Origin of the sequence: Streptomyces sp. SID12501, assembly GCF_010550245.1 — a bacterium.
Lineage (GTDB): Bacteria > Actinomycetota > Actinomycetes > Streptomycetales > Streptomycetaceae > Streptomyces.
Map to the genome: position 1 here is coordinate 110,091 of NZ_JAAGLU010000032.1, position 15,699 is coordinate 125,789.

At 70.3% G+C, this 15,699-nt stretch carries 12 protein-coding genes, 3 tRNA genes and 1 pseudogene; 8 read left to right on the forward strand and 8 right to left on the reverse strand.

All coding sequences use genetic code 11. The features are described 5' to 3' along the window. Positions 1-210: 210 nt before the first annotated feature. The 3 genes from purL to purS are packed head-to-tail and all read right to left on the reverse strand — an operon-like array spanning position 211 to position 3,406. Positions 211-2,469: a phosphoribosylformylglycinamidine synthase subunit PurL gene (gene purL / locus G3I71_RS33015; RefSeq protein WP_164320410.1), complete on the reverse strand. Its 2,259-nt coding sequence runs from the start codon at positions 2,467-2,469 to the stop codon at positions 211-213. Continuing rightward, complete coding sequence (gene purQ, locus G3I71_RS33020) at positions 2,466-3,146, reverse strand: phosphoribosylformylglycinamidine synthase subunit PurQ (protein ID WP_164320412.1); 681 nt, start codon at positions 3,144-3,146, stop codon at positions 2,466-2,468. Before purQ ends, purL begins: the two co-directional genes overlap by 4 nt. Further along, on the reverse strand, positions 3,143-3,406 hold the full coding sequence (gene purS / locus G3I71_RS33025; RefSeq protein ID WP_006377276.1) for a phosphoribosylformylglycinamidine synthase subunit PurS: 264 nt from the start codon (positions 3,404-3,406) through the stop codon (positions 3,143-3,145). Before purS ends, purQ begins: the two co-directional genes overlap by 4 nt. A gap of 372 nt (positions 3,407-3,778) precedes the next feature. Here purS and G3I71_RS33030 point away from each other — a divergent pair, with 372 nt between their 5' ends. From G3I71_RS33030 to G3I71_RS33065, 8 genes are all read left to right on the forward strand, one after another. After that, entirely contained in the window at positions 3,779-4,096 is a 318-nt protein-coding gene (locus tag G3I71_RS33030) for an Lsr2 family protein (RefSeq protein WP_164320414.1), read from the forward strand. Positions 4,097-4,249: 153 nt separating this feature from the next. Then, positions 4,250-4,321 (forward strand) — tRNA-Gly (locus G3I71_RS33035). An 80-nt stretch (positions 4,322-4,401) separates the two neighbouring features. Then, a tRNA-Gly gene (locus tag G3I71_RS33040) sits at positions 4,402-4,477 on the forward strand. 203 nt (positions 4,478-4,680) lie between these two features. Then, positions 4,681-5,679, forward strand: a complete 999-nt coding sequence (locus tag G3I71_RS33045; RefSeq protein ID WP_164320416.1) for an ABC transporter ATP-binding protein — start codon at positions 4,681-4,683, stop codon at positions 5,677-5,679. Continuing rightward, positions 5,676-6,476 carry an ABC transporter permease gene (locus tag G3I71_RS33050; RefSeq protein WP_164320418.1) on the forward strand — a complete coding sequence of 267 codons (801 nt, stop codon included), beginning with the start codon at positions 5,676-5,678 and terminating at the stop codon, positions 6,474-6,476. Before G3I71_RS33045 ends, G3I71_RS33050 begins: the two co-directional genes overlap by 4 nt. A 47-nt stretch (positions 6,477-6,523) precedes the next feature. Then, positions 6,524-7,798, forward strand: coding sequence for a sensor histidine kinase (locus tag G3I71_RS33055; protein WP_164320419.1), 1,275 nt, complete (start codon positions 6,524-6,526; stop codon positions 7,796-7,798). After that, on the forward strand, positions 7,795-8,406 hold the full coding sequence (locus tag G3I71_RS33060) for a response regulator transcription factor (RefSeq protein WP_164320421.1): 612 nt from the start codon (positions 7,795-7,797) through the stop codon (positions 8,404-8,406). The genes G3I71_RS33055 and G3I71_RS33060 overlap by 4 nt, the downstream gene beginning before the upstream one ends. A gap of 53 nt (positions 8,407-8,459) precedes the next feature. Further along, positions 8,460-8,535 (forward strand) — tRNA-Gly (locus G3I71_RS33065). Between the two features lie 56 nt (positions 8,536-8,591). On the opposite strand, the gene G3I71_RS33070 is transcribed toward G3I71_RS33065, so the two are convergent. The 5 genes and pseudogenes from G3I71_RS33070 to G3I71_RS33090 form a co-directional block, all read right to left on the reverse strand. Continuing rightward, on the reverse strand, positions 8,592-9,503 hold the full coding sequence (locus G3I71_RS33070) for a phosphoribosylaminoimidazolesuccinocarboxamide synthase (RefSeq protein WP_164320424.1): 912 nt from the start codon (positions 9,501-9,503) through the stop codon (positions 8,592-8,594). 97 nt (positions 9,504-9,600) lie between these two features. Beyond that, on the reverse strand, positions 9,601-11,139 hold the full coding sequence (locus G3I71_RS33075; RefSeq protein ID WP_164320426.1) for a N,N-dimethylformamidase beta subunit family domain-containing protein: 1,539 nt from the start codon (positions 11,137-11,139) through the stop codon (positions 9,601-9,603). A gap of 199 nt (positions 11,140-11,338) precedes the next feature. Continuing rightward, positions 11,339-13,219: a hypothetical protein gene (locus G3I71_RS33080; protein ID WP_164320428.1), complete on the reverse strand. Its 1,881-nt coding sequence runs from the start codon at positions 13,217-13,219 to the stop codon at positions 11,339-11,341. 371 nt (positions 13,220-13,590) lie between these two features. After that, positions 13,591-14,844, reverse strand: a complete 1,254-nt coding sequence (gene purD, locus G3I71_RS33085; protein WP_164320429.1) for a phosphoribosylamine--glycine ligase — start codon at positions 14,842-14,844, stop codon at positions 13,591-13,593. A 122-nt stretch (positions 14,845-14,966) separates the two neighbouring features. Further along, positions 14,967-15,699 (reverse strand): annotated as a pseudogene (locus G3I71_RS33090) (DNA polymerase III subunit gamma and tau); the annotation flags it as partial.

Below are 15,699 nucleotides of genomic sequence, written 5' to 3' on the forward strand. Positions count from 1 at the left end.
CGCTTGCCCGGCATTCGGCCGAGAAGCAGGGCGTGCACCCCGACGACGACCCAGGCAATGGCGAGCCCCAGCAGCACCAAAGCCAGCAAGAGAAACACGAACCCTCCGTAACCCATACGCCCCCCTTGGGCCAGCAAGCGAGAAGGTCCCGCCCGAGCCCGGACGGGACCTCAACCTCGTACCGCCGAAGGCGACTGGAGGACTGGGCAACTACGCCAGCAGCGCCGGAATCGTCGCCTCGTGCGCTTCGCGCAGTTCGGCCAGGGTCAGGGTGAACTCGCCCTGGAGCTCGATGGAGTCACCGTCGACGACGCCGATCCGTGTCACCGGCAGCCCCCGCGCCCCGCACATGTCGTTGAAGCGGAGCTCCTCCGAGCGCGGAACGGCGACCACCGCACGGCCCGCCGACTCCGAGAACAGGAGGGTGAAGGCGTCGATCCCGTCCGGTACGACCAGACGCGCGCCCTTCCCGCCCTGCAGCGCCGACTCGACGACCGCCTGGATCAGACCGCCGTCGGACAGGTCGTGCGCGGAGTCGATCATGCCGTCGCGGGAGGCGGAGATCAGGATCTCGGCCAGGAGACGCTCCCGCTCCAGGTCGACCTTGGGCGGCAGGCCACCCAGGTGGTCGTGCACGACCTGCGACCACGCCGAGCCGCCGAACTCCTCGCGCGTGTCCCCGAGGAGGTACACCAGCTGCCCCTCCTCCTGGAACGCGACCGGCGTCCGACGCGCCACGTCGTCGATGACGCCCAGGACCGCGACGACCGGCGTCGGGTGGATGGCGACATCGCCGGTCTGGTTGTAGAGGGAGACGTTGCCGCCGGTCACCGGGGTGCCCAACTGCTGGCAGGCGTCTGCGAGTCCACGTACCGCCTCCGCGAACTGCCACATCACCGCCGGGTCTTCGGGCGAACCGAAGTTCAGGCAGTCGGAGACGGCCAACGGCTTCGCACCCGTCGTCGCGACGTTCCGGTACGCCTCCGACAGCGCCAACTGCGCGCCCGCGTAAGGGTCGAGCTTGGCGAAGCGGCCGTTGCCGTCCGTCGCGATGGCGACACCGAGGCCGGTCTTCTCGTCGATGCGGATCATCCCGGAGTCCTCGGGCTGGGCCAACACCGTGTTGCCCTGCACGAAGTGGTCGTACTGGGAGGTGATCCAGGACTTCGAGGCCTGGTTGGGAGAGGAGACCAACGCCACGACCTGGGCCTTCAGCTCCTCCGAAGTCCCGGGCCGCGCAAGCTTGTTGGCGTCGTCCGCCTGGAGGGCGTCCTGCCAGTCCGGGCGGGCGTAGGGGCGCTCGTAGACCGGGCCGTCGTGCGCGACCGTACGGGGGTCGACGTCGACGATCTTGCCGCCGTGCCAGAAGATCTCGAGGCGGTCGCCGTCGGTGACCTCACCGATCACCGTGGCGATGACGTCCCACTTGTCGCAGATGGCCAGGAACCGGTCGACCTTCTCCGGCTCGACCACCGCGCACATGCGTTCCTGCGACTCGCTCATGAGGATTTCCTCGGGAGAGAGCGTGGAGTCGCGGAGCGGTACGTCGTCCAGGGTGACGCGCATGCCACCCGAGCCGTTCGACGCCAGCTCGGACGTGGCGCAGGAGAGGCCCGCCGCGCCCAGGTCCTGGATGCCGACGACCAGCTTCTCCTTGAACGCCTCCAGGGTGCACTCGATCAGGAGCTTCTCCTGGAAGGGGTCGCCCACCTGCACCGCCGGGCGCTTCGACGGCTTCGCGTCGTCGAAGGTCTCGGAGGCGAGGATCGAGGCTCCGCCGATGCCGTCGCCGCCCGTACGAGCCCCGTACAGGATGACCTTGTTGCCCGTGCCCGACGCCTTCGCCAGGTGGATGTCCTCGTGCCGCATCACACCGATGGCACCGGCGTTGACCAGCGGGTTCCCCTGGTAGCAGGCGTCGAAGACGACCTCGCCGCCGATGTTGGGCAGGCCCAGACAGTTGCCGTAGCCGCCGATGCCCGCCACCACGCCCGGGAGGACGCGCTTGGTGTCCGGGTGGTCCGCCGCACCGAAGCGGAGGGGGTCCACGACCGCCACCGGACGCGCGCCCATCGCGATGATGTCGCGCACGATGCCGCCGACGCCCGTGGCCGCGCCCTGGTAGGGCTCGACGTAGGACGGGTGGTTGTGCGACTCGACCTTGAAGGTGACCGCGTAGCCCTGGCCGACGTCGACCACGCCCGCGTTCTCGCCGATGCCCACGAGCAGGGCGTCGGAGTGCGGGGCCTTCTCGCCGAACTGGCGCAGGTGCACCTTCGACGACTTGTAGCTGCAGTGCTCGGACCACATGACCGAGTACATGGCCAGCTCGGCGCCGGTCGGACGGCGGCCGAGGATCTCGACGACCTTCTCGAACTCGTCCTTCTTCAGGCCGAGTTCGGCCCAGGGCAGCTCGACGTCGGGGGTCTCGGTCGCGTGCTCGACCGTGTCCAGAGGCGTCCGGCTCATGCGTTGACCAGCTTCTTGAGGATCGAGGTGAAGAAGGGGAGGCCGTCGGTACGGCCGCTGCCGATCAGCGGCTCCACCGCGTGCTCGGGGTGCGGCATGAGGCCCACGACGTTCCCGGCGGCGTTGCTGATGCCCGCGATGTCGCGGAGCGAGCCGTTCGGGTTGAAGTCGACGTACCGGAAGACGACCCGGCCCTCCGCTTCCAGCTCGTCGAGCGTGTGCTCGTCGGCGACGTACCGGCCGTCCATGTTCTTCAGCGGGATGTGGATCTCCTGGCCGGCCTCGTAGTCGACGGTCCAGGCCGTGTCCGCGTTCTCCACCCGCAGCTTCTGGTCGCGGCAGATGAAGTGGAGGTGGTTGTTGCCGAGCATCGCGCCCGGGAGGAGGTGCGCCTCGGTGAGAATCTGGAAGCCGTTGCAGATGCCGAGGACCGGCATGCCCGACTTCGCCTGCTCGATGACCGACTCCATCACCGGCGAGAAACGGGAGATGGCACCCGCGCGCAGATAGTCGCCGTACGAGAATCCGCCGGGCAGAACAACCGCGTCGACCTGCTTCAGGTCCTTGTCCTTGTGCCAGAGAGCTACCGGCTCGGCACCCGCGAGGCGGATCGCGCGCTGGGTGTCCCGGTCGTCCAGGGAACCCGGAAAGGTGACGACTCCAATACGAGCAGTCACTTTTCTTCCCCCACCATCTCCTCCACCTTCACGGTGAAGTCCTCGATCACGGTGTTGGCGAGGAAGGATTCCGCAAGATCATGGATGCGGGCGAGCGCGGCGTCGTCCACCGGTCCGTCAACTTCCAGTTCGAATCGCTTTCCCTGACGTACGTCGGAGACGCCCTCGAAACCGAGACGCGGCAGTGCACGCTGCACCGCCTGGCCCTGGGGGTCGAGGATCTCCGGCTTGAGCATGACGTCGACTACGACGCGTGCCACTGGCACTCCCGGTGTGTGGTGCTGAGCAGGTCGCTTCAGACTACCCGTACAAAATTTCTACGCGGGTAGATTCGTAGGAATCTACGGAAACCCAGGAGGACGGCATCACGATCCGGTATCGGAGCGGCGCCATCCCGAAAAATTCTGGGAAAGATCCGGGTTCACATCCAGGATGTCTATTGCGGGGGAGACACTCGGACAGATTTAGTCGGTCTTCCCATTGCAATGCCGGGCACTGTACAAAGGAAAAGGCATTAGCCGATACTTTGCCCAATAACAGTCGGACAACCAGTCGGACAACCGAGATCTCCTGACACCTCCCGACGTCTTCGCACGTCGCGGCTGAGGTGTCGCACGAAGGGACCGATATTCGTGGCTCAGCGTGTCGTGGTCACACTCTCGGACGACATCGACGGCTCGGAAGCGGCGGAAACCATCGCCTTCGGACTCGACGGCAAGTCGTACGAGATCGACCTGAATCTGACCAATGCCAAGAAGCTGCGTAAGGCCCTCGAGCCGTACGTGGAGGCCGGCCGCAAGCGGTCGCGCTCCGGCAAGGCGTACAAGCAGACGGAGGTCGCCCCCGACCCCTCGGCGGTCCGGGCCTGGGCCCTCGCCAACAAGTTCGACGTACCGAGCCGCGGGCGCATCCCCAAGAAGGTGTACGAGGCCTTCACCGCCGCCCAGTAGCCGCCCAGCAGCGGCTGAGCAGTACCACCGCAGCACCCCCGCGGTCCTCCAGGAGCCCCTCGGCGCAACCGACTTGCGTTGCCCCCCTGCTGATCAGCTAGAGTTCGGAGCACGCCGAGGGGCGAGGCCGAAAGGCCCGGCTCACGGAGGCTTGCGGGTGTAGTTCAGTAGCAGAACATCCCCCTTCCAGGGGGAAGGCGCAGTGTGCAATTCCTGTCACCCGCTCTGCAGCGCCGGTCTGACCACTCTTGTGGATCAGGTAGGCTGGTGCTCGCGCCAGTCGGTGAAAGCCGACTGGAGGCAATGCGGACGTAGCTCAGTTGGTAGAGCGCAACCTTGCCAAGGTTGAGGTCGCCAGTTCGAACCTGGTCGTCCGCTCCAGATCAAGACCCCGGTCCAATGGATCGGGGTCTTTTTCGTGTTCTCGCGGTGAGCTGTACTCGATCCGCTCTACTCGATCCCTCGATCCCTCGGCCTCTTGGTCTCTTGGCCTCTCGGTCTCTTCTCTGTCGTCTGACATTTGTCATGTGCGGTGATGACACCGCGCACTGCCTTCTCCGCCTCCCCGCCGGGATGCTGAAGGTATGGAAACCAACGAACACGAACACGTGATTGAGGTCACTGACCTGCGGCGTGTGTACGGGGGCGGGTTCGAGGCGGTGCGCGGGGTGTCGTTCTCCGTGGGCCGCGGGGAGGTCTTCGCCCTGCTGGGCACGAACGGCGCGGGCAAGACGTCGACCGTCGAGCTGCTGGAGGGGCTGGCGCCGCCCGCCGGTGGGCGTGTGCGGGTGCTGGGCCATGATCCGTACACCGAGCGGGCCCTCGTACGGCCGCGTACCGGGGTGATGCTCCAGGAGGGCGGCTTCCCGTCCGAGCTGACCGTCGGCGAGACCGCGCGGATGTGGGCCGGGTGCACGAGCGGGGCGCGGCCCGAGGGGGAGGCGCTCGCGCTCGTCGGGCTGGAGCGGCGGACCGACGTACGCGTGAAGCAGTTGTCCGGGGGTGAGCGGCGGCGACTCGACCTCGCGCTCGCGCTCCTCGGCAACCCGGAGGTGCTGTTCCTCGACGAACCGACGACCGGCCTCGACGCCGAAGGGCGCCGGGCCACCTGGGAGTTGGTACGGGAGCTGCGCGCCGGCGGTACGACCGTGCTGCTCACCACGCACTATCTGGAGGAGGCGGAGGATCTCGCCGACCGGCTCGCCATCCTCCACGAGGGGCGCATCGCCGCCGCCGGTACGCCCGCCGAGGTGACCGCCTCGCAGCCGTCCCGGATCTCCTTCGAGCTGCCCGCCGGATACTTCGTGGGCGACCTGCCGCCGCTCGGCCCGCTCGGCGTGAGCGGGTACGAGGAGGAGGGGCGCGTCGTACGGCTGCGGACCCATGAACTCCAGCGCGCGGCAACGCGGTTGCTGGTGTGGGCCGAGGAGGCCGGGGTCACCCTGCGGGGGCTGGACGTGCGGTCGGCCTCGCTGGAGGAGGCGTTTCTGCGGATCGCGCGGGAGGCGTCGGCAGACGTGGAGAGTTCCGCTGGTTCCGCTGGTTCCGCTGGTTCCGCTGTCGCCGAGGAGCGTGTCGCATGAGTCGTACGAGTGCGGTTGCGGCCGGTATCGGTCGCACGACTCCCGCCGGGCGGATGCGGGCCCTGGCCCGGGCCGAGTCGACGTTGTTCCTGCGCAACAAGGGCACGCTCGTCGCCGCCCTGTTCGTGCCGCTGGTGCTGCCGTTCAGTGTGCGGACCGCCATGTCGGACACGGACCTGAAAGAGGCCGGGCTCAACATCGGGACGCTCATCCTGCCCGCCTCGGTCGGCTTCTCGCTGCTCTTCGCCGTGTACGCAGCCCTCGTGGGCGTCTTCGTCGCCCGGCGCGAGGAACTCGTCCTCAAGCGGCTGCGCACCGGTGAGCTGCGCGACGTGGAGATACTCACCGGGTCGGCGCTCCCGGCGGTCGCGACAGGCTTCGTACAGTGTCTGCTGCTGGCCGTCGGCTGTACCGTCCTGCTCGATCTCGACGCGCCACCGGCACCCCAACTCGCCTTCATCGGGCTGCTGTTGGGCCTGCTGACGGCTGTGGCACTGACCGCTCTCACCGCCAGCTTCAGCCAGACCACCGAGAGCGCGCAGGTCACCTCGCTGCCGCTGATGCTCCTGTCGTTCATCGGCTCCGGGATCACCGTCCCGCTGGAGTTTCTGCCCGACCGGCTCGCCTCGTTCTGCGAGTTCCTCCCGCTGACGCCCGCGATCACTCTCGTACGCGGCGCCTGGACCGGTGACCTGTCGGCGTACGAGGCCCTGGGCGCCGTACTGACCGGCCTGGCCTGGACCGTCCTGTCGGTGTTTGCTGTACGACGGTGGTTCCGCTGGGAACCGCGGCGGTAGTGGGCGGCAGCGGACGTAGTGGTCGTAGTGGACAGGGGATCAGGAAAATGCGCAGGCCCGGGAGCTGGTGGGGGCGCAAGAGCACGCCGGCGAAGGTGGAGACGTACACGCGCTGGTCGTTTCATCTGTTCCCCTTCGTCGAGGTGACCGCGATCGGACTGCCCGTCCTCGGGCAGGCGGGGGCACGGCTCGCGCCCTGGCTGTTCCTGCTGGTGTGCGTGCACTCCGTGCTCTGCGCGGTGACCGCGTCCCGAGCCCTGGACTGGATCCGGGGGACCCGGGAACAGCCGCTGCGGCTGCTGGCCGTACTCGGCACCGTCACCGCGGCGACCGGGGTCACGGCTCTCGTCCTCGTCACCCACGGGCCGGGCGGCGAGGACATGAAGACCGCCGCCGGCAGCCTGTTCGGCGGGGTGATCTCCTTCGGCGTCGGCACCCTCACCCTCGGCCTGCGCAGCAGACTGCGGATGCTGTGGCTGGTGGCCGGGCTGGCCGGGGGCTCGGTCGCCGTGGCCCTCCCGCTGGGCCTCTCGGCGGCCGTGTCCCTCGGCACGGGGCTGGCCGTACTGCTCGGCGCCGGCTTCATCACGCTCACGTACGCCTTCTCCGTCTGGCTGCTCAAAGCCGTGTACGAACTCGACGAGGCCCGCGAGACCCGGGCCCGGCTCGCCGTCGCCGAGGAACGGCTGCGGTTCGGGCGCGATCTGCACGACGTGATGGGACGGAACCTGGCGGTGATCGCCCTCAAGAGCGAACTGGCCGTACAGCTCGCCCGGCGCGAACGGCCCGAGTCCGTCGACCAGATGATTGAGGTGCAGCGCATCGCACGGGAGTCGCAGCGGGAGGTACGGGATGTCGTGCGGGGGTACCGCGAGGCCGACCTCGGTACGGAACTCCTGGGCGCACAAGGGGTGTTGACCGCCGCGGGGATCTCGTGCGAGGTGACCGGGGAGGCGGTCGGGCTGCCGGGCGAGGTGCAGTCGGCCCTCGGGTGGGTGGTCCGGGAGGCGACGACCAACGTGCTGCGGCACGGGGATGCCGGGTGGTGCGGAGTGAGGGTCCGGGTCGGTGACGGGCTGGTGGTGCTGACCGTGGAGAACGACGGGGTTCGGCAGGAGGCAGGTGAGGGCACGACGGGGGCGGGGTCCGGGCTCGTCGGGCTGCGGGAGCGGTTGTCGGCGGTCGACGGGCGGCTGGAGGCGAGGGTCGTGGGTCCGGGTGGGGAGCGGTTCCGGGTGGTCGCGACGGTGCCGTTGCCTGCGGGGGAAGGGTCGGGGCTCGGAGCAAGCTCGGGGTTCGTTGTAAATGAGGTGACCTCATGAGCGCGGTACGGCTGCTGCTCGCCGACGACGAGCACCTCATCCGGGGTGCGCTGGCCGCGCTGCTCGGTCTGGAGGACGATCTCGTGGTCGTCGCCGAGGCCGCCACCGGGCCCGAGGCGCTGGCCATGGCCCGGGCGCACCGGCCCGACGTCGCGGTGCTCGACCTTGAGATGCCTGGCGCGGACGGTGTGAAGGTCGCCACATCACTGCGGGCCGAACTGCCGGAGTGCCGGGTACTGATCGTGACCAGCCACGGCCGGCCCGGGCATCTGAAGCGGGCGCTTGAGGCAGGTGTGCGCGGGTTCGTCCCCAAGACGGTCAGCGCGCAGCGCCTCGCCGAGATCATCCGTACCGTGCACGCCGGAAACCGTTACGTCGACCCCGAGTTGGCCGCCGACGCGATCTCCGCCGGTGACTCGCCGCTCACCCCGCGCGAGGCAGAGGTGCTCGAACTCGCCGCAGACGGTGCGCCGGTCGCGGAGATCGCGGAACGGGCCGCGCTGTCGCAGGGGACCGTACGCAACTATCTGTCGTCGGCCGTCTCGAAGCTCGGGGCGGAGAACCGGCATGCGGCGGTACGGCTCGCACGGCTTCGGGGTTGGGTATAGTTGCTCTCGCGCCACGGCACGTACGGCATGTACGACACGTACTGGGACGCGATGCGGACGTAGCTCAGTTGGTAGAGCGCAACCTTGCCAAGGTTGAGGTCGCCAGTTCGAACCTGGTCGTCCGCTCCAGATCAAGACCCCGGTCCAATGGACCGGGGTCTTTTTCGTGTGCTGGGCCGGGCCGGCTACGTCCAGCTCAGGCCCGTCAGACGCTCGTACGCCTCGATGTACTTCGCTCGGGTCGCGTCCGTGACGTGCTGCGGGAGCGGCGGCGGGGGCTGCTCGCTGGCACGGACCCAGCCGGACTCCGACGACGTGAGCCAGTCCCGTACGAACTGCTTGTCGAACGAGGGCTGCGCGTGGCCCGGCTCCCACTGGTCGGCCGGCCAGAAGCGGGACGAGTCCGGGGTGAGGACCTCGTCGGCGAGGATCAGGGTCTCGCCGGCTGCCGTGCTCTCGTACCCGAACTCGAACTTCGTGTCCGCCAGGATGATGCCCCGGTCGCGGGCGATGTCCCGGGCGCGGGAGTAGACGGCGAGGGTCGCCTGGCGGAGCTGGGCGGCGGACTCGGCGCCGATCTGGCGGGCGACCTCCTCGTACGACACGTTCTCGTCGTGCTCGCCGACCGCGGCCTTCGTGGCCGGGGTGAAGATAGGGGCGGGGAGCTCGGAGCCGTCGGTGAGACCCTCGGGGAGGGCCAGGCCGCAGACCGTACGGGAGTCGTTGTACTCGGTGAGGCCGGAGCCGGTGAGGTAGCCGCGGGCCACGCACTCCACCGGCATCATGCGCAGGGACTTGCAGATCAGGGTGCGGCCCGCCCAGTCGGCGGGGGCGCCCGGCGGGAGTTCGGCGCTCAGGACGTGGTTGGGGGCCAGGTCGGCGAGCTGGTCGAACCACCAGAGCGAGAGCTGGGTGAGGACGCGGCCCTTGTCAGGGATCTCCGTCCGCAGCACCCAGTCGAAGGCGGAGATACGGTCGCTGGCGACCATCACGAGGTCGCCCGCCTCGTTCTGGTACAGGTCGCGCACCTTGCCGGTGTGCAGATGCACCAGACCCGGAACCTGGAGGGGCTCGGGCTTTTCTACGAATCCGGACACGGTTCCTCCCCGTGGTGATGTCCAAGTGGCTCGATTCTCCCGTATGCGGAGCACTCGTTTTCGCCGGGGGCAGGAGGAGGGCAGCGAGAAGGAACAGTCAGTCCCGTTTGCAGATGCGGTCCAGGAGGTTCGCGGTGGCCCGCTGGACCCGGGCGTCCACATGGCCTGGGCGGTCCAGGGACGGGGACCAGGCGAACGTTCCGGACGCGAAGACCAGGGCTCCGGACGGGGATCTGTAGAGGGAGGTCTCCTGGTGGCGGAGGGCGCCTTCGCTGTCGGCGTACGGGGAGTGGGCGAGGAGGATGCGGTCGTCGTGCTCGGGGAGCTGGGTGCGCGGGAAGTAGCGGTCGGCCTCGCCGGCCACCATGCCCTCGATCTCGTCGCCGTCGTGGGCGCCGGTCGCGTCCCACATCCAGTGGTCGGCGTTGCGGACGATCAGGGGCGTGGGCTCGGGGACCCGGCCCGCGTACTGGATGCCGATCAACTGCTGCTCAGGGCGGTCGATTTCACGCCACAACGCCGATTTTCCGGGGCCGCGACGCTTACGGCAGGTGAGGAGTCGGTCCGGGACGCCGGACGGGGACGGGGCCAGCTCCACCTGCCAGTACATGGTGTTGGCGGAGAGGAAGACGAGGGAGGTGCCGCTCTCGCGGGCGAGTTCTGTGGTGCGGCGCATCGCCGTGGACCAGTACTCGTCGTGGCCCGGGAAGACCAGGCCCCGGTAGCGGGTGGGGTCGATGCGGCCGGCGTGCAGGTCGCGGGAGTCCGCGTAGGCGACGTCGTAGCCGTAGCGCTCGGCGAAGCGGATGAAGTCGTAGGCGTGGCCCACGTGGAGGGGGAGGCCGGCGCCCGCGTACGGGCGGTCGAAGGAGACGGTGGTCGCGGCGTCGGCCTCGCCGAGGAGCCGGCCGCGCTCGTCCCACGCGTGGTAGAGGCTCGCGCCGGTGCGGCCGTCCTCCGGGTAGAGGTTGTACGCCTGCCAGGTGATGTCCGGCAGGAGGAGCAGCAGGTCCGCCGGGTGGTTGTCGCGGACCGTGAAGGGGATGTGGGAGCGGTAGCCGTCGACGGTGGTGAGGACGGCGACGTACGCCCCGACGTTCCAGTAGGACGGGATCTGCAGGCGCCAGGAGAGCCACCAGTGGTGGCAGGAGACCGTGCGGTCGGCGGTGAGCGGCGCGGGCTGGACGATGCCGGAGAGGCGGGGGCTGGTGGTGATCTTCGCGGCGCCGTCACCGCCGTAGTGGCCGATGCGGTAGATGTCCACGGCGAACTCCTGCGGCGGGTCGACCGTGATGTGGAAGTCGATCGCCTCGCCGGGGGAGGCGGGGCCGGTGGAGACGAACCCCTTGATCTGACGGCGCACGTCGTCGGCGGCGCGGGGGCCGCCGGTGGTGGTGGGCGCGGTGCGGGAGGTGCGGGGGGCGGGGATTCTGGTGTCCCTCGTGCGTGTGGCGGCGGTCGGGGTGGCTGTGGCGGCCGGGTCTAAGGGGTCCACGTACCAGGGGACGACGTGGCCGGTGTCGTCGAAGTAGGTCTCGCTGCCTCGGAGCCAGGGGACGGGGCCCAGACCGAAGGGGTCCGTGACGGCGTGCGCGAGTGCTCCGGACTCCCAGCGGCGGATCGGCTGCGGCCCCATGACTGCGTCCTTCCCTGGCTCCCCCGGAAGCTGTCCTATGTCCCGTGCGATTGCCATGTGCGCGATCGGTCCCAGCACATCACATTACGCACGCACTCCGTCACCATTCGTCGCCGATTGACCAGAAGTGGAAGAGAGGACTCCGGCCGGTTTTCTGCCCCCGGCACTCCGGGGGCCGCGCCCCGAGGAATCCTCCGCGTCACACCAGGCGTACGGGCTTCTCCGGGCGTACGCCTGTCGTGCGGAGCCACGCGTCCAGGGGGGCCGGGTCGCCCGTTTCTATGAGGGTCAGGACCTTTGGGCCCAGGTCGGCCGCTCGCTCACCGTTCAGGAGGAGCGAGGGGCCGTCGAGCCAGTCCAGGCCGGGCATCGCGCCCGCGGTGTCCATCGCCGCACAGCACACCATCGCGGTGACGTGATCGGCGAGCAGTTCGCGACCGGTGCGCGGAGGCTGCAACGGGAACAGCGGCAGCGAGCCCTCGTCCCAGAGGGCCGTGTCCGGGCCCTGACCGGTCAGCCCTGCCGGGGCCTGCTGTCCGTTCACCGGCGCCGCCGCCTCCTCCTCGCGGGCGACCTCCGCACTGAGCCCGGCGGCGAGAGCCTCACCGCGCTCGCTTCCCACCCGCTCGTCGTCGCCATCTCCATCCCCGTACTCGTCCCCGGCTCCGGACCCGTACTCGTCCGCGTACTCGTCCTTCGCCGTCTCTGCTGCAGTCTCTGCTGCCGTTGGCACTGCCGCTGTCGTTGCCGCTGCGGGGGGCTGGGGCGTCGTCAGGTGGTTCATCACGCGGGACAGGGTGGGGGCGTCGGGGTTCTGGCGTGCGGGTGCGGAGGCGCGGTGGACGCCCCGTGCGTCCAGAGCGTCCAGGACCCGGTGGAGACGTGCCGCGTCCATCCGCCACTTACGGTCGACCACCTCCTCCGGGTACTCCTGCCAGTCCACCGGCGCCCAGTCCGGGCCGGGCTCGGCCGGACCGCCGTGGAAGAGGCGGGCGGCCAGCAGTGAGGCCGCCTCGTCGACCAGACCGGGTTCTTCGAGGAGGTCGCAGGCCGGACGTTCGCCCAGCCGGGACGTGAAGCCCTCGGCCAGCCGGTCGCGGCGGGACAGTTCCGTGAGCGCCGCGACGACGCCCGCGTCCAGCCTGGCCGGCCAGCGGCCCATCCGCCAGGCGGGAAGCGCGACCCGGGTCAGCAGCCGGTCCCAGCCCGCGTACGCCAGGCCGACCTGCTCCTGCGCGACGATCCGCAGCCCGTAGTCCACGGCCTGTGCGCGCTCGGCGGCGGCTGCCGCGACCCCGCGCTCCATCTCGGACGCGTGCACCCGGCAGCTGCGCAGCAGCAGCCTCACCACCCAGCCGACGCCCGCGAGCGCCGCACGGGACACGGGGTCGCGCCGGTGCGCAGCGGCCACGGCCACGGCCGCGTCGAGGCCCCGTACGAAGCGCCGCGCCGCCGCGATGTCAGGGTTCGCCGACGGTCCCGTACCCGCGACGACCGGTGCGAGGACCGCTCGCAGCTCAGCGACGCGCATCCACCACAGGAAGGGCGAGCCGATCACCAGGACAGGCGATGCCGTCGCCGCCGCACGCCGGCGCTGTCCCTGGAAGACGGGGCGCAGACCTCGTACGCCGGATATCTCGTCCCGGCCCTCCGGCGGGGGCGGGGCGTTGGCGGGGTGGGTGCGGTCCTCCAGCCAGCTGTCGCAGTCCGGGGTGAGCGCTATCGCGGAGGGGGCGGGGACGCCGAGGCGGTCGGCCAGGTCGCGCACCAGGTGGTAGAGGTCCAGGGCCGATTCCTCGGCGATCGGGACCGTGGGGCTCATGGCCGGGCGCGCGCGGGCGACGACCAGGGCGACGGCGGCCGCGGCGAGGAGTACGACCAGTGCGGCGACGCTCGTGATCCAGCGGGCGAGGTCCCAGGTGCCGCCCACGAGGTGGCCGGTGGAGCCGCCGGCCAGCAGCACGACGGCGACGGCCGCGGGCAGCAGGGCGACGGCCAGGGCCCTGCTGCGGATGCGCAGCACGGCGAGGGCCCGGGAACGCGCGACCTGCGCGCCCGCCTCCACACCCATACCGGTCACGACCGGACGTCACCCCCTACCTTTTCCGCTCTCACCCTGACGTTGCTCACTCCCCCACTGTGGCACCCACCACTGACATCGCAATGCCGGTGGGCCAAGTGCCGGAACGCTTGCGCCGCACCATAGTTGGGGGCCCGGTCCTCGTCAGCCGGATGGGGGATCGGTCACCCGATGGAATGGCTTTGGGGAGAGGTGGATGACACACGGCGACGACGAAGTGGCAGTTGGGAGGGGTCTGGGAGTGGTCCGGAAGTGGTCTGGGAATCGTCTGGGAGTGGCCTGGGAGACCTTCGGACGCGCTGCAAAGACCCTCGGGCCCCGCATCCTTAGACGGATCCGGGGCCCGAGAGGTTCATCGACGTGTATCGGTACTACTCCCCTGCCGCCGCCTTGGCCGCGATGTCCGTGCGGTGCTGGGAGCCGTCCAGGTGGATGCGGCCGAGGGCGGTGTACGCGCGGTCGCGGGCCTGGCTCAGGTTCTTGCCGGTCGCTGTCACGGAGAGCACCCGGCCGCCCGCGCTGACGACCGCGTCGCCGTCGTGCTTCGTCCCCGCGTGCAGGACGTACGCGTGCGGGGCGTCCTCGGTGGCCACGTCGGCGAGGCCGGTGATCGGGTCGCCGGTGCGCGGGGTGCCGGGGTAGTTGTGCGAGGCGATGACCACGGTGACCGCCGCGTCGTCGCTCCAGCGGAGGGGCTCCAGGTCGGCGAGGGCGCCGTTCGCCGCCGCGAGCAGGATGCCCGCCAGCGGGGTCTTCAGGCGGGCCAGGACCACCTGGGTCTCCGGGTCGCCGAAGCGGGCGTTGAACTCGATCACACGGACGCCGCGCGAGGTGATCGCGAGGCCCGCGTAGAGGAGGCCGGAGAAGGGGGTGCCGCGGCGGCGCAGTTCGTCGACCGTCGGCTGCAGGACCGTCTGGAGGACCTCCTCGACCAGCTTCGGGTCGGCCCAGGGGAGCGGTGAGTAGGCGCCCATGCCGCCCGTGTTCGGGCCCTCGTCGTCGTCCAGCGCGCGCTTGAAGTCCTGGGCGGGCTGGAGCGGGAGGACCGTCACGCCGTCGGTGATCGCGAAGAGGGAGACCTCGGGGCCGTCGAGGAACTCCTCGATGACGACACGGTCGCAGGAGTTCGCGTGTGCGGCCGCTTCTTCGAGGTCGGCGGTGACCACCACACCCTTGCCGGCCGCGAGTCCGTCGTCCTTCACGACGTACGGGGCACCGAAGGCGTCGAGGGCCTCGTCGACCTCCTCCGGCGTCGTGCAGACGTACGAGCGGGCCGTCGGAACACCGGCTCCCGCCATGATGTCCTTCGCGAAGGCCTTGGAGCCCTCCAGCTGCGCGGCCTCCCCGGAGGGCCCGAAGACCGGGATGCCCGCCTCGCGCACGGCGTCGGCGACCCCGGCGACGAGCGGCGCCTCCGGCCCTACGACGACCAGGTCGGCGCCCAGCTCCAGGGCCAGCGCCGCTACGGCTCTGCCGTCGAGGGGGTCGACCTGGCGCAGCTCGGCGACCTCGGCGATGCCGGCGTTGCCGGGGGCGCAGTACAGCGCGGTGACGTCGGGGTCGAGGGACAGGGAGCGGCACAGGGCGTGTTCGCGGGCGCCGTTACCGATGAGGAGGACCTTCACGGGGGTCAGCTTAGTGGTCGGGGTGGGGAGCGCCTGCCGGTGCCGGTGCGGGCCTCGCCGGGGGCTTGTCCTCAAGCTCCCCCACTGGGAACCCCCGGACGGGCTGGATGCGCTCCCCTCGCCTACTCGTTGTTCGAGACCTCTTCCACCACCGTCGCCCCCAGCTCACGCACGATCAGTTCGTGGCCGGAGAGGGCGGACTCGTCGAGGTCGGGGTCGTCGTCCTCGGCGGTGTCGTCCTCGGGGGCGATGGGCGGGGATTCCGGGGCCGAGCGCTGCGGTGCCGGGGCGGAGGCCTGGGGACGGGGGGCGCCCGATGCCGACGCGGGCGCGGATGAGGATGCTGGTGCCGGGGGCGCGGCCTGCTGGTGGGGGGACGACGTCGATGCGCCACCACCGTAGCCACCACCACCGCCACCCCCGCCTCCGTAGCCACCGGAGGAAGCGCCTCCGCCATAGCCACCGGTCGCCGGGGCCGCCGGGCCGCCGCCCGTCGGGTCGACGACCGCCTCGATCCTCCACTGGACGCTGAACTGTTCCGCCAGCGCCTGCTTCAGCACTTCCTCGCTGCCGCTGCTGGAGAAGTTGTCCCGTGCGCCCGCGTTCATGAAGCCGAGCTGGAGCGTGGTGCCGTCGAAGCCGCTGACCTGGGCGTTCTGGCTGAGCAGGATCCAGGTGAACCGGCGGCGGTTCTTCACGGACTCCAGGATGTTCGGCCAGAGCATGCGGGGGTCGAGGCCGCCGGGCACGGGTGCGCCGGCCTGCGCGGCGGGAGCCTGGGCGGCCGGGGCCTGGGGCTGAGCCTGGGAGTAGGCCGCTGCCGGAGCGGGTGAGGCGGGCGCCGGGAGCCGCGAC